Consider the following 13,522-nt stretch of genomic DNA (forward strand, 5'->3'; position numbering starts at 1 on the left):
CGAACTCGCCCCGATTCGCCCTGGTTTAGGCCTTGGTTTTACGCGAACGACGACGCTTTTTGCGCGGCGGTGGCAGTTGCCCTGCAGCCCGCAATTGCGCAACATGCTCTGCCAGCGCGTCCACCAGCTCCGGGATGCTTGCCCGCTCCGGCACGACATCTACACGCAGACCGTACTCGCGAGCCGTGGCTGCGGCCATCGGCCCGATGCAGGCAATGATGGTGCGAGCATGCGGCTTACCCGCGATGCCGACCAGGTTCTTCACCGTCGACCCCGAGGTAAAGCACACTGCGTCGAAGCCACCGGACTTAATCATGTCGCGGATGTCCGCACTCGGTGGCGCTGCCCGCACGGTACGGTAAGCGACCACATCATCGACTTCCCAGCCCAGGTCAATCAGACCGTCGACAAGCACGTCGGTGCCGATGTCGGCGCGTGGCAGCAATACGCGGTTGACCGGATCGAGATCCTCGATGTACTCCGGGAACACGTCGACGATGCCCGCGGCGTTCTGACGAGTGTCGTCCGGAAGCAGCTCCGGGGTAATGCCGAGATCACGGATGGCAGCAGCGGTGCGATGACCGACGGCTGCGATGCGGACGCCAGCGAACGAGCGCGCGTCCAAGCCGAATGCCTGGAACTTCTCCCACACTGCGGTGACAGCGTTGACGGAAGTGAAAACAACCCACTGGTAACGGCCGTCGACAAGCCCCTTGATGGCGCGTTCCATCTGCGCTGGGCTACGTGGTGGCTCGATTGAGATGGTCGGGACCTCAATCGGGATGGCGCCGTGCCCAACGAGACGAGCACTCATCGGCCCTGCCTGCGCCTTGGCGCGTGGGACCAGCACCTTCCATCCGTAGAGGGCCCGGTTTTCCCACCACGAGTACTTCGAGCGATTGTCCACACCCTTGCCAAGCGTGACCACCAGCGGACCGGCCAGGTCACCCGAAAGCTGCGCCAAGGTGCCCAGCGTGACGTCGTAGGTGCGCTGCAAACGAGTCGTACCGTTGACAGTCACCGACACCGGCAACGCCGACGGCAGACCGCGTTCACCGAGTTCGGAGGCAATGGCGGACAGGTCATCCTGCACGGCCTGCAGCACCAGCGGCTGCGGTGCCTGCGCCAACTCGTCCCAGTCCACATCGGCGCGACCGAGATCGGTCTCCGTGTACGTCGAGCCCAACGCGATACCGGCAAATGCCGGGACGGTGGAGGGCACGGACATACCAGGGACGATCTGGAACTCAACCTCGGCGTGCGAGACCTCGTTGATTTCGGCCAGCAGCGAATCGTTGGTCAGCGGATTTCCGGCCACCAAACGCACTACATCATTGCCTTTGGCTGCTTCTTCGACGAGCAGGGCGGCCATCTTCTTGGGATCGTCGATAGGCTCGCGCAAATCTGCAGCGGTCGGCGGTGCCGGACGCGGTGGCTTACGACGAGATCCCTTGGCCTTGGCTGCGGCGCACATGTGCTCGTACTCTTCCTCGGCTTCCTTCAGCAGCTCGGGAGGAACAGGCACATCGGTTGCGACGAGTTCTCGAACCCCCGGCATGACATCGGCGTCGACGTAGGCGATAGCGGTGTCTGCGAGAATCTCACGGGCGCGAAGCGTCAGCAGGTCGGGATTTCCAGGACCAGCGCCGACGAACAGGATGCGTCCCGTTGCTGCGGGGAGGGAGGTGTTCATCGTTGCGGAGTGATTTCTTTTCTATTGGTTGTTCACTTTTCGTGCCGATGAGTCACTAAGGAAGAAAGCGGACATGCGCCAACACATGTGAGGGGCAGGTAGACACCTGAATCTCACATGCGAGCACACGAAGGAAACCCTTATCCCAACGGCATGCATACAGGCCTATTAGCATAAAGGGTTTGAGCCAAATTAACTAACCGGCTACTTTTGAGATTCCCGCAGGGTATCGCCCATTACCTCATGAGCACCCTGTTCAAGCAGGGCCGCCGCAACCTTCCGGCCAAGCTCATCGGCCTTATCCACGGTTGCGGTAGCGGTCTCGAGCAACTGGCGCGATCCGTCGACTGCGAACACCCCCGCCCGCAGGGTGAGTTCACCGCTATCGCTCACGGTTGCGTAGGCCGCAACCGGGGCGGTGCAGCCCGCTTCCAGCTCATTGAGTACAGCGCGCTCAGCGACAGCGCGGGCATGGGACACCGGGTGGTCAATCTTCCGCAGAATATCCACAATTTCGCGGTCAGCAGTGCGGCACTCCAGCGCCAGGGCGCCCTGCGCCGGGGCCGGCATGAGGACGTCCACGTCCAGGGATTCCGCAATCTCTCCGAGACGCCCCGTACGCTCCAGTCCGGCGCGAGCCAGAATGACAGCGTCCAAGTCCTCAGAGACGCGCCCCATGCGGGTTTCGATGTTTCCACGCAGTGGTACAAGTTCCAGGTCGGAGCGCAGCGCACGCAGCTGAGAGACACGACGCGGCGCGGAGGTACCCACTCGAGCCCCCTCAGGCAGGTCCATCAGCGGCGTGGCATCGCGGGAAATCAGCGCCTCTCGCGGGTCGACGCGCTCCGGCACGGCTGCGACCATCATGTCGTCTTCCGGCAACGTGGGCAGATCTTTAAACGAGTGCACGATAATGTCGCACACCCCCTCGCGGAGTGCATGACGCAGCGCCTGGGTAAAGACACCGATACCAATCTTTTCCACCGGGTCGTGGCGGTTATGGTCACCGGCGGTCTTTACAATCACCAGCTCTGCAGGCTGCCCCAGCTCAATCAGTGCATCACGGACGTGGCCGGCCTGTGTCGTGGCCAGTTCCGAGCCCCTGGTACCGATACGAATAGTCGCTGGGTCAGGCATGTTTCCCTCCGGGTGTTAATTTTTGGTGGTTTCAGCAACGCCTTCAATGATGGCACTACTGTCAAGACCATACTGCTCAAATCCCTGCATCCGCCCAATTCGGCCCTCAACCATGAGATCTGCGGGGATATCGGTGTCAGCATACAGGCCAGAGGGCGTAGATAGAGGCAGGTCGAAGAGCTTCTGCAGCGCAAGCGCGTAGTTGCCGCCACCCTGCTGGCTAGAAAGCTTCTTGACCTGCACCGTTGGCGCGTGCAAGAGCTTATCGACGACGCGGCGAACCGTGGACTCGACTTCGCGACGTTCCTTTTGCGTAAGACCTGGTGTCTTCGCCTCCAGGCGAGCGAGCTCAGCCGCCGCCACATCTGCCGCACGCTCACGCAGAGCGCGAACAGTCGGTGCTACCTCGCTTGCACGCTGCGCCGTGAGGTAGGACTCCAACTCTTCGGCCACAATGTCGCGCGCTGCAGCCTCATCATCACGGCCCGGGACCTCCGTGCGAGTCATCTGCAGCAATTCGATGTTGAATAGTGCAATCCCCTCAAGCCCGGAGACATCCTCCGCAACGTCGCGAGGCATAGACAGGTCGACGATGGCGAGCGGGCCGTGGTCGATGACATCAGCAGCTGAAACGACGGGAGTCATGGCCCCAGTGGCGCTGACGAGAATGTCCACATCATCGAGGACATCGGCGAAATCATGCAACGCAATAGCAGTAGCGGGGATGCCTGCTTCGATGGAGTGGTTGGCCAGGTTCTGCGCCCTGTCAACGGTGCGGTTGGCAATAATCAGACGGTCAATACCGCAGCGCCCCAGGTAGCTAGCGGCCAGCGAACTCATCGCACCGGCGCCGAGGATCAGAGCCGAACGTCCGGCCAGGATATCGGTACCCTCAGCGACGTCAACACCAGAGTTGAATCCGGGTTGCAGTGCAGCAACCGCCTCGTCGATGGCCACGGAGACCATCGATGCGCCCGCGTTATCAATCAGCGTTTCGCTGTGGACTCGCTTGCCTGTGTGCAGCGCCTTCTGTGCCAAGTCATGCAGCATGCGACCGACTGTGCCGGCTTCGTCCGCTTCCTGGTAGGCATTGCGAATCTGACCGATAATCTGCTGTTCGCCCAGCACCATCGAGTCGAGACCAGCACACACCGAAAAAGCATGCTCCGCCGCAGCCTGTGCATACCGCACATAGAGGTGCGGCGTCAGTTCATCGAGTTCGAGCCCAGTACGACCGACAATTTCACGGACCACGGCCGATAGCCCGGAGTGGAAGCCGTTGGCCACCACGTAGTACTCAACGCGGTTACAGGTCGACAACAGCATCGCTTCGCTGATCGCTTCATCCGCAACCAGCCGAGCCAAAATGGCCTCTCGCTCAGTTTCACCGACGGAGACCTTTTCAAGAAGGGTCACCGGTGCAGACCGGTACGACATTCCGACGAGAAGCACACTCACCGCTCAATCACCGCTCTATTGCTCCTTCACAGGCCCCGCTACGGGCTTTTTCACACAGCTACGACTGTTAACGCTAGACAACTCTGCCATCTCGTCACAACAAAGGCATACTTTACTTAGCCTCTACCTCGATGTTCGCAGCACTCCCCTGCTTCTTTGCTGCTACTTCACATTCTGCCATGTCTCCGCAGCTCCTAGCAGTTCGGCAGAGTTGTCTCCCGAACTTATTCGGCTTCCGCTATCGCTTCCAGGAGTTCATCGTCATCGATTTCCCAGCAAGCGATTTCCTCATCATTGACCAAAATCACCGGTACGCGATCGCCAAATTCCATGGCCAAGTTCGGATCGGTATCGACATCTTCTACCTGGAACTGCGCATTTTGGCCCCGAACCAGCGGCTCAATCTGCGCAATCACTCGGGCGCACGAACCGCACGTCTTCCTACTCATCACCGTCACAGTCACCATAACGGCCAGTCTAAAGGTCGACTGTTTCGCTTTACGACGTCCCCCTCCCCACACTTCCCTGCAAAAGTGACTCTTCTTATCCTTGCCCCATCCGCTCCTTGAATCTCAGCGCGCGGCTTTGCCTAAAGAGCGGATACTATTCAACAAGAGCTTCCGATAACGGATATCAGTTGCATACACCGTGGAAAGAGATTTTCGTACCGTGAGTGAGTTCAGTGCCAACAACCGCTCCCCCTTCCCCATCGACATGCTGGGCGACCTTGCTTCCTCGCAGGGGAACGTCCGCAACTTCCTCGAGCAGATAGTTCTCGCTCCGCTCAATGATGAAGCACAGGAGGAAGCTGGTACTGCAGCAGCTGCCAATGCGCTGGAAGCTCTCGGCGAGGTCTACGACGTCGGCGGCGAAGAACTGGCTACGGGATTTCGCAGTGTAGCGGGTGCCGAAGATGCCGCTGGCGGTGCACGTGTGCTCTCGCAGCCCATTCCGGGTGTCGAACGAGATCAAGGCGCAGCCGCTTTCTTCGACGTGGACAACACGCTTGTCCAGGGCGCATCAATCTTCCTCTTTGCCATGGGGTTGGTCGAGCGCGGGTTCATCAAGAAGCGCGATTTGGCCGGGATGATTTGGAAACAGCTTAAATTCCGAATCTCGGGCGCGGAAAACGCCGCCGACGTAGCTAAGGCCCGCGAACAGGCATTGGAGTTTTTCGCCGGCCACGATGTGGATGAAATGGTCAAACTCGGCGAAGAGATCTTTGAAGAAAAGATCAGCGACCGCGTTTACCAGGGCACCCGCGATCTGGCGGAATTGCATATCCAGGCTGGCCAAGAGGTCTGGCTGGTCACCGCCACCCCGGTGCAGCTGGCCCAGGTTATCGCTAAGCACATCGGGCTGACCGGCGCCCTCGGCACAGTCGCCGAGGTCAAAGATGGAAAGTTCACCGGCCGCCTGGTAGGCGATATCCTCCACGGCCCGGGTAAGAAGCACGCGGTAGCAGCTCTGGCGGCCTCCTCCGGGTTGGACATGTCTCGCTGCACGGCATACTCAGATTCCGCCAACGACATTCCCATGCTGTCCATGGTGGGCACCGCCGTGGCCATCAACCCGGATCGCAAATTGCGGAATTACGCCCAGAAGATGGGTTGGACGATCTACGACTACCGTCACTTCCGCTCCGTAACCTTCGCCACGATGCGGTGGCTCTCGATCGGAGCACTACTGGCAGGAGTTGCTGGGGGCGCGGGACTCGTCGGCAAGCGACTGTGGGACGCGAACAAGGAAAGCTAAGCGCTGCTAGAAGTACTCGAGAGTAGTGACCGCATTTATGACAAAAATGGCTCGAAAAATGACCTGAAAGTGCCATAAACTCGCACAGTTTCACATTTGCAGCCCGCGATCTTTTGCTACTTAATCCGTACTCAGCAGCTCCCCCCCCAACGACAAAACCCGCCCTATCTCAACGAGACCGGGCGGGTTTTGCTTTTAAAACGTGTACGCGACGCAGCACGCGCGCTCCTGCGATAACGGCAGGAATGCTGGCTTACTTGCCGAGCTTACGACGCTGCACGCGGGTACGGCGAAGCATCTTGCGGTGCTTCTTCTTCGACATGCGCTTGCGACGCTTCTTAATGACGGAACCCATCGGCTCGACCTCGCTATTCGTTGACGGAAATTTCTTTTCTTGCACAATGGCGGCGTACTCAATGCGGCCTTACAACCGCCGAGATGTCACGCCCTTTTTCCTTCCGCCTTCACAGCTAGATACTTCATGACTTGAAGACGATAGGAAACAGGGGCGCAGCACAGCACCATGTACTAATCGGATTAATCATAGCGGGGACATATGCGTTCAGGTCAAACAGCCCCGCTTAAAAGGCAGAAAAAATTAACCCGCGTTGTAGAAAGAGGAGTCCAGGTATTCCTTGACTGCGGACTCATGGACGCGGAAAGAACGGCCAACGCGCACTGCCGGCAGCTCGCCAGCGTGAACCAGGCGGTAGACGGTCATCTTGGATACGCGCATGATGTCAGCAACTTCCGCAACGGTCAGAAAGGTGCCTTTATCTGCATTCTGCATTAGTTAATATTCCCTTCAGCGCACGCGACGCGCTGCAGGCTTCCCCTCCTGCAGAAAATCGTGACACGCACGTGCTTTTCATATCCTACCGGTAGGCAAGGTACCGGTGCGATTTTTGATAAAAAATAGGGGCATTGGCGAATGGTGTGACAGTTGTGACTAGCCCATCGTCCCTGCGTATCGGATTAGCTACTGCCCCTGGCCATTTCCAATGCCCCAAATATTGGGGTTACTTGTACACCCGCGACCACTCGGCGAAATACTTATTTACCCATCTCATTGGCCTTGTCATAGCAAGCCTGCAGCGCGCGATGCACCGCGCGGCGAATACCCTCTTCCTCGAAAACTCGGGTGGCCGCTGCCGTTGTACCGCCCGGCGAAGTGACATCAGCACGCAGCGCAGTCGGGTCCGCACCTTCCTGCATCATCATCTCGGCCGCACCAGCAGCCGTAGCCGACGCCAGACGCTTAGCCTGATCACGTTTGAGGCCCAGATTCACACCCGCATCGGTCATCGCCTCGACAAACTGGAAGAAGTAAGCCGGACCAGAGCCCGAGACTGCAGTGACTGCAGACATCAGCGACTCATCGACAACCTCAACGCTGCCGACCTTCTCCAGTAGTCCGACAACCTCGTCGGTCTGGCTCTCCGTGACAAAGCGACCCGGCGCGACTGCACAGACTCCCTTGCCCACCAGCATCGGGGTGTTCGGCATAACGCGGATCACCGGAGTGCCGACAGCACAGACACCTTCCATCTTGTCCAGTGTGATGCCAGCCGCCATCGACACCACGATGGTGTCAACTTCAGAGTCATCGAGCACGTCGGCAATCTGCTCGAGCATGTCGATAATCAAGTACGGCTTTACGCACAAGAACACCACGTCGGCACCGTCGACGGCCCCTACTGGGTCATCGGCATCGACAATGCCGTAGGTCTCCTTCAGACCGGCCAGGCTCTCCTTGGTTCGCCCCACCACATAAATCGAGGAGGGCGAGACACCACCGTCGATGAGACCACCGACGAGTGCGCTACCAATCTTTCCGCCACCAATTACAGCAATTCTTGTCATGGACGCTAAGTGTGCCAAAACTGGCCCACACATGCGAATGCAGGGACCGGAAAACTTCGCTTCCGGCCCCTGCATCAGGTGATGATTATTTTGTTGGCCCCACTACAACTGAAAGAGAATCCAGGGGCCAAATGTCAGTGCCAAACCGACAAGCCCCGCGAGAATCGGTGTCAGTTTGTCCTTCTCACGGCGCAGGTAGTTAGCCATTCCCGCGAAGCCACCAGAGACCACGAGAGCCATGATGACAACCACGATTTTTGGCAACGACGACCAGGCCATGGTGAAGCCCAGGAACACCAATGCACCAGCAATCAGACCCACGAAGACCTGAATCAGCAGCAACGGCACCGAGAGGGAATTGTCCTCGGCGTAGCCATCACGCGCGGCGACCTTGCCCTTGGAGCTCTTGGGTTCCTCACGCTTAACGACGTCCCGGGGCTCCGACTGCTTCTCGTCAGCTGCGACCTGGGTCGGTGTGGTCTCGGCCTGTACGTCTTCTGGCTGTGCTACTTCAGGAGTGACAGCGGCTGCCACTGCCGCCTCGGAAGCGGCCCCGGTATCGGCGTCAGCGTCGGCAGCCTCGAAGGTATCCGTTTCCTGAGCAGCTTCAGTCTCACCGACTGCGTCTGCTTCTTCCACCTGCGGCAGCACACGGGTTTGTTCTTCCGGAGCTTCTGTTGTTTCGGCCTCAGCAAGCTGTTCACCGTCGACGTCATCCGATTCCGCGGATGCCGCAGCCTCTTCGTCGACACTGCCCTGGACAACCGGAATGGAGGCAGTCGGACGGTCGTCGTAAGCGTTGGAACCGGTGAGTACTGCACGAGCGACTGGCCCCGGCTCCCCAATCTGCTGCGACTCGTCTGCCATGTCACGCAGTTCGGTGAAGGTGTAGGTAATCTCCGAACGCTCGGAGTTGACCATGACCGGACGGGGTTCCATCGGAATTGCCAATGGCACTGCAGTGGCTGCTGGCTGCGTAGTTGGCGTGCTCGGCGCAGCTTGTTCCTGCTGCGGAGTTGCCGGAGCAACCGGAACAGCCGGAGCAGCCGGTTCTTCGGCAACTTCGTCAGCTTCGACGTCAGCGACCTCGGCGTCAGCCTCAATTAATTCCGGCTCGTCCTCTTCCGGAGCAGCAGCTTCAGCCTCGGCCTCAGCTTGAACCTCATGCTCCGAAGAATCCGCCTCTTCAGCAACTATCACTGACTCAGCAACGGCCTCCGAGTGCTCCGGAGCTTCTGCCTCCGGTTCGGATGCCCGTGCTTCTTCGGTGCCGTTGGTCGCAGCTTCGTCGGCAAGCAGATCGCTCGTGGTCGTCTGACCGTCGTCTGCGTTGGAAAGAGCGTGCGCACCGCGTCGTGGTTCGCCGGCCTTAACGCGAGGGATTGAGCCAGTGAGTTCCTGAACGGACACACCGCCTTCTTCAAGGCTGCGTCGACGGCGGCGCCGCGGTGGTTCAGAGGGGGCTCCCTCCTTCTGCCGCCGCGCCAGCAGTTCGGCAACGGTGAGCTTTTCCTCGCTCATCTCAACCCTTTCCGTATAGGTCACTGTCCAGTCGTCGGAAGATAATGCCCTCGCGCAGAGCCCAAGGACAAATCTCGACCTTCTCTAATCCCAATGCTCGCATACTAGCCTCCGCAACGAGAGCACCTGCGACAATTTGGTGAGAACGATTTGCACTAACACCCTCAAGTTCAGCACGGTCAGCCGCCGTCATGCGTGAAATAAACGCAATCAACTGACGCAAACCAGCCGCAGTCAGGGTGCGCTTAACGCGCGGACCAGCAGCGGAAGGAGCTGCACCGGTCAGGCGGGCGAGAGTACGGAAGGTCTTCGAGGTAGCGACAGCCAAGTCTGGCTCACCAAGCGTGCGCAGATGACGAGCCGGCTCAGCGAGCTCAGCATCAATGTAGTCGCGCAGCAGGTCAATCTTCTTACGCTCCGGCGGGTCGGTCTCGAACCACTCGTGGGTCAAACGGCCCGCACCGAGCAGCAGTGAGTACGCGGCCTCCGGATCCTCATCGGTACCCGACGTCAGCTCGAGAGAGCCGCCACCGATATCCAGGTTGATTAGACGACCAGCAGACCAGCCGTACCAGCGCCGTACTGCCAAAAAGGTCAGACGAGCCTCGTCCTCACCGGAGAGAATCTGCAGCTTAATGCCAGTTTCCTTCTCGACGTGAGCGAGTACTTCGTCCGCGTTGGCGGCATCGCGAACAGCCGAAGTGGCGAAGCTAATCATCTCTTCGCACTTCATCTGCTCAACCAATTCCTTGGATTCAGCGACGTAGCCCGTCAGCTTGTCAATGCCCTTCTTGGACAGGTTGTTGTCCTTATCCAGGTACTCGACCAGCTTCATCGTCGACTTGGAATCGCTCATCGGAGTCGGATGTCCGCCCCGGCGGGCGTCCACCATCACCAAGTGGACGGTATTACTACCTACATCTAATACACCTAATCTCACTCTTAGTAGGTTAGACGGTCTACGGTGTATTGGTGTGAATCAACCCCACCCCCGCCCCGGTCGCGGACCACAACCATCTCCCGCTGAAGTCGCCTATGATTTTCCCCGAGAGTGGTTCGAGTTCGCCCACCCAGAGGACCCAGAACACATCATCACCTGCGACCTAACCTGGTTGATGAGCTCCTATCAATGCGCCTTCGGCACCTCCGCTTGCCTGGGCATCGACTCCGCGAACGCGGATGTCGGATGCTGCGGCCATGGCGCCTTTATCACCGACGACGAAGACCGCGAGAGGGTTATTGACGTCGTAAAGCGGATGGAAGGCGACTCCGCAGACCCCCAGTGGTGGCAGAACCGCCCCAAACAAACGCTGAAGTGGCTCGAAACCTACGAAACCGATCCCTCCGAGCCGTTGGAACCGTGGTTAGTGTGGGACGAGCTTGACGACGAAAACGGAGAGCCTGAGCCTGCTCTGAAAACGAAGGTCGTGAAGAATGCCTGCATTTTTGCCAACCGTGAGGGATGGCGAAATGGTGCGGGCTGTGCCATCCACCAGTGGGCGATGGCCAACGACATTGACCCAGTGAAGGTCAAGCCGGATGTGTGCTGGCAGGTGCCGCTACGTCGACTGGAGGACTGGGAGGAACGCCCAGACGGCCAGGAGATTCTGCGCACGACTATTACTGAGTACGACCGTCGCGGCTGGGGCGATGGCGGCGAGGACTTTGAATGGTTCTGCACGGGCGCGCCGGCCACACATGCCGGTGGCGAACCGATGTGGCGCACGCACAAGTCTGAGCTAATCGAGCTCATCGGCGAAGAGTGCTACGAAATTCTGGCGGAGCACTGCCGGGCTCGAGAGGCAGCGGGCGCGGCCAAGGCCTTCGGGCCGAGCGGCTACCCACTGCTGGCGATTCACCCGGCCACACGCGCAGCGGCCGAGGGGCTGGCACCGGACGAGGTTTAACGTCGAGGATTCATCAGATCGCCGGCGGAGAGCATCGGCAGCAGTTAGCTGCGTTAGTCCTCGAACTTGTAACCCAAGCCGCGAACGGTGACCAGGAACTCAGGCGAGGAAGGATTGCGCTCAATCTTGGAGCGCAGGCGCTTGATGTGTACGTCCAGCGTCTTGGTGTCGCCGACGTAGTCGGAGCCCCAGACGCGATCGATGAGCTGGCCGCGGGTCAGCACACGACCACGGTTGCGCAGCAAGTACTCCAGCAGGTCGAACTCCTTGAGCGGCATTGCGACATCATCGCCGTCAACGGTGACAACGTGGCGCTCGACATCCAGCACGACCGGGCCGCCGCGCAAGACCTCCTCGTAGATCTCCTCGACATCGTCGGAGTCGTCGTGACGACCGCGTCGCAGCACAGCCCGGATACGGGCAATAAGCTCCCGAGAGGAATAAGGCTTGGTCACATAGTCATCCGCACCAATTTCGAGGCCGACGACCTTGTCAATCTCAGTGTCACGGGCGGTGACCATAATCACTGGGACAGAGGACTTTAAGCGGATGTTTTTGCAGACCTCGGTGCCACTCATACCTGGCAGCATGAGATCCAACAGCACAATGTCCGGTTCTGCTTTGGAAAATTCTGCAAGTGCTTCCTGGCCGTCAGCGGCCATCCGCACCTCGAATCCCTCGCGCTGCAGCAGAAACGCTAGCGGCTCCGCCAAAGCCGTCTCGTCTTCGACAATAAGTACCTCAGTCACGGATTACTTCATTCCTTCCTTGGAATCCTTGTTCTGGGAATCCTTATCCTTGCCGCGGGTTTTGCCCGTACCACGCTGCGCGCTTTTCTTAGCCACAAGTTTACCCGCAGGCGGAGTGTGCCCGATTGGCAAACGTGCAGATACATCGCCGTCATTCGACGCGGAACCGGTCTTGTCCATCAGCGGTAGCTCAATGGTGAAGGTCGATCCAGTGCCCAGTCGACTCCACAGCTTGACGGTTCCCTTGTGGTTCGCTGCGACGTGCTTAACAATTGCCAAGCCCAGACCTGTACCACCTGTCGCCCGCGAGCGTGCCTTATCCGCACGGAAGAAGCGCTCGAAGATGCGCTTCTGGTTCGCCTGAGAAATGCCAATACCGCGGTCAGTTACACGGATAGCGACGGTGTCGTTATCCTCCGTGACTGCAGTCACGGACACAGGCGTGGCCTCTGGCGAGTAGTTGATGGCGTTTGAAATCAGGTTGGACACCGCAGTGATCAGCAGGCTGCGATCACCTTCAACGACCAACTCCGGCTCACAGTCAACGGTGATTTCAATACCCGCTTGCTCCGCGAGCATCTGGTTACGACGCACCGCTGCCTGGACGATCTCTTCAACCTTCACGGGCGACATGTCCGGCAGCGGCTCCGCCCCCTGCAGCTTCGACAGCGAGATGAGCTCCGTAATCATCGTCGACATCCGCTTGGACTCCTGCGTCAGACTCTCACTAAAGTGACGCACTGCCACCGGGTCGTCGGTAGCTTCATTCAACGCCTCAACCAACAGACTGATAGCCCCCACGGGAGTCTTAAGCTCATGGGAAACGTTGGCCACAAAGTCACGTCGTGCGGCTTCCATGCGAGCCTGTTCGGAGACATCCGCCGCGTAAATCACCACAAAACGGTCATCCACCAGTGACAGCGGAGTCAGCTGGCAACGGACGATCGTGTCCGGCGCCCCTGCCCGGCGCGACGGCAACACCAGTGTCAGCTCCTGGTCCTCCTGCGAGTCAAAAACCTTTTCTGCAGCTTCCCAGCCCACATCATTCAGGCGGCGCTCATAAACCAGCCCCAACTTGTGCGCCATGGAGTTGGACAAAATCAAATCACGGGAGATGTCAACGACCACCACCCCCGTCGGAGACTTCTGAATGGCCAGGTGCATGACCTGCGCCATGGTGGTTATTGTACTTTCCTCGTCGCTCCTCTGGCGCCGAGCGGCGTTATAGGCACCTGAGACAACCCCACCAAGAATCAGCACAGCTGCCATAACCGCAGCACCTAGTAGAGCAGCGATAATGATTTTTGACACGGGTCTTACCCTAAGCTCTTTTCACAATCCGCGCGCGCTGAAAAACTATTGCGCTCGCTAGCCCTAAATAAACCAAGGAGCACAGCCTCACTTGGCTGCGCCCCTTATCGGCCTATCAATCACCTACA

Annotated in this window: 13 protein-coding genes; 2 read left to right on the forward strand and 11 right to left on the reverse strand. The window is 59.1% G+C overall.

Annotated elements, in window-relative coordinates; translation table 11 throughout:
* Positions 1 to 25 precede the first annotated feature (25 nt).
* The 4 genes from HMPREF2860_RS06730 to HMPREF2860_RS06745 form a co-directional block, all read right to left on the reverse strand.
* On the reverse strand, positions 26 to 1,693 hold the full coding sequence (locus HMPREF2860_RS06730) for a bifunctional uroporphyrinogen-III C-methyltransferase/uroporphyrinogen-III synthase (RefSeq protein WP_070628687.1): 1,668 nt from the start codon (positions 1,691 to 1,693) through the stop codon (positions 26 to 28).
* A gap of 204 nt (positions 1,694 to 1,897) precedes the next feature.
* On the reverse strand, positions 1,898 to 2,830 hold the full coding sequence (gene hemC, locus HMPREF2860_RS06735; protein ID WP_038627547.1) for a hydroxymethylbilane synthase: 933 nt from the start codon (positions 2,828 to 2,830) through the stop codon (positions 1,898 to 1,900).
* Positions 2,831 to 2,845: 15 nt separating this feature from the next.
* Positions 2,846 to 4,288 (reverse strand): glutamyl-tRNA reductase, encoded by a 1,443-nt coding sequence (locus tag HMPREF2860_RS06740; RefSeq protein WP_038627546.1) that lies wholly within the window; start codon positions 4,286 to 4,288, stop codon positions 2,846 to 2,848.
* A gap of 224 nt (positions 4,289 to 4,512) precedes the next feature.
* Positions 4,513 to 4,755: a glutaredoxin family protein gene (locus HMPREF2860_RS06745; protein ID WP_070560756.1), complete on the reverse strand. Its 243-nt coding sequence runs from the start codon at positions 4,753 to 4,755 to the stop codon at positions 4,513 to 4,515.
* A 163-nt stretch (positions 4,756 to 4,918) separates the two neighbouring features.
* On the opposite strand from HMPREF2860_RS06745, the gene HMPREF2860_RS06750 reads away from it, so the two are divergent.
* Positions 4,919 to 6,043 carry an HAD family hydrolase gene (locus tag HMPREF2860_RS06750; RefSeq protein WP_038627542.1) on the forward strand — a complete coding sequence of 375 codons (1,125 nt, stop codon included), beginning with the start codon at positions 4,919 to 4,921 and terminating at the stop codon, positions 6,041 to 6,043.
* A 253-nt stretch (positions 6,044 to 6,296) separates the two neighbouring features.
* On the opposite strand, the gene HMPREF2860_RS10895 is transcribed toward HMPREF2860_RS06750, so the two are convergent.
* The 5 genes from HMPREF2860_RS10895 to HMPREF2860_RS06770 all read right to left on the reverse strand — a co-directional run bounded on the left by HMPREF2860_RS10895 (position 6,297) and on the right by HMPREF2860_RS06770 (position 10,367).
* Positions 6,297 to 6,398, reverse strand: a complete 102-nt coding sequence (locus tag HMPREF2860_RS10895) for a 30S ribosomal protein bS22 (protein ID WP_003855542.1) — start codon at positions 6,396 to 6,398, stop codon at positions 6,297 to 6,299.
* Positions 6,399 to 6,641: 243 nt separating this feature from the next.
* Complete coding sequence (locus HMPREF2860_RS06755) at positions 6,642 to 6,833, reverse strand: helix-turn-helix domain-containing protein (RefSeq protein ID WP_005509751.1); 192 nt, start codon at positions 6,831 to 6,833, stop codon at positions 6,642 to 6,644.
* Between the two features lie 263 nt (positions 6,834 to 7,096).
* Positions 7,097 to 7,906 carry a pyrroline-5-carboxylate reductase gene (gene proC / locus HMPREF2860_RS06760; RefSeq protein WP_070560754.1) on the reverse strand — a complete coding sequence of 270 codons (810 nt, stop codon included), beginning with the start codon at positions 7,904 to 7,906 and terminating at the stop codon, positions 7,097 to 7,099.
* Between the two features lie 102 nt (positions 7,907 to 8,008).
* On the reverse strand, positions 8,009 to 9,427 hold the full coding sequence (locus HMPREF2860_RS06765; RefSeq protein ID WP_070628688.1) for a hypothetical protein: 1,419 nt from the start codon (positions 9,425 to 9,427) through the stop codon (positions 8,009 to 8,011).
* Between the two features lies 1 nt (position 9,428).
* Positions 9,429 to 10,367 (reverse strand): Ppx/GppA family phosphatase, encoded by a 939-nt coding sequence (locus HMPREF2860_RS06770; protein WP_161798944.1) that lies wholly within the window; start codon positions 10,365 to 10,367, stop codon positions 9,429 to 9,431.
* Between the two features lie 34 nt (positions 10,368 to 10,401).
* Here HMPREF2860_RS06770 and HMPREF2860_RS06775 point away from each other — a divergent pair, with 34 nt between their 5' ends.
* Positions 10,402 to 11,334 (forward strand): DUF3109 family protein, encoded by a 933-nt coding sequence (locus HMPREF2860_RS06775; RefSeq protein ID WP_038627535.1) that lies wholly within the window; start codon positions 10,402 to 10,404, stop codon positions 11,332 to 11,334.
* Positions 11,335 to 11,387: 53 nt separating this feature from the next.
* On the opposite strand, the gene HMPREF2860_RS06780 is transcribed toward HMPREF2860_RS06775, so the two are convergent.
* Together HMPREF2860_RS06780 and HMPREF2860_RS06785 are read right to left on the reverse strand one after the other, a co-directional pair.
* On the reverse strand, positions 11,388 to 12,083 hold the full coding sequence (locus HMPREF2860_RS06780) for a response regulator transcription factor (protein ID WP_038627533.1): 696 nt from the start codon (positions 12,081 to 12,083) through the stop codon (positions 11,388 to 11,390).
* A 3-nt stretch (positions 12,084 to 12,086) separates the two neighbouring features.
* Positions 12,087 to 13,394 (reverse strand): sensor histidine kinase, encoded by a 1,308-nt coding sequence (locus HMPREF2860_RS06785; protein WP_038627531.1) that lies wholly within the window; start codon positions 13,392 to 13,394, stop codon positions 12,087 to 12,089.
* Positions 13,395 to 13,522: the final 128 nt, after the last annotated feature.

Origin of the sequence: Corynebacterium sp. HMSC064E10 (assembly GCF_001812505.1) — a bacterium.
GTDB classification, from domain to species: Bacteria; Actinomycetota; Actinomycetes; order Mycobacteriales; family Mycobacteriaceae; genus Corynebacterium; species Corynebacterium amycolatum.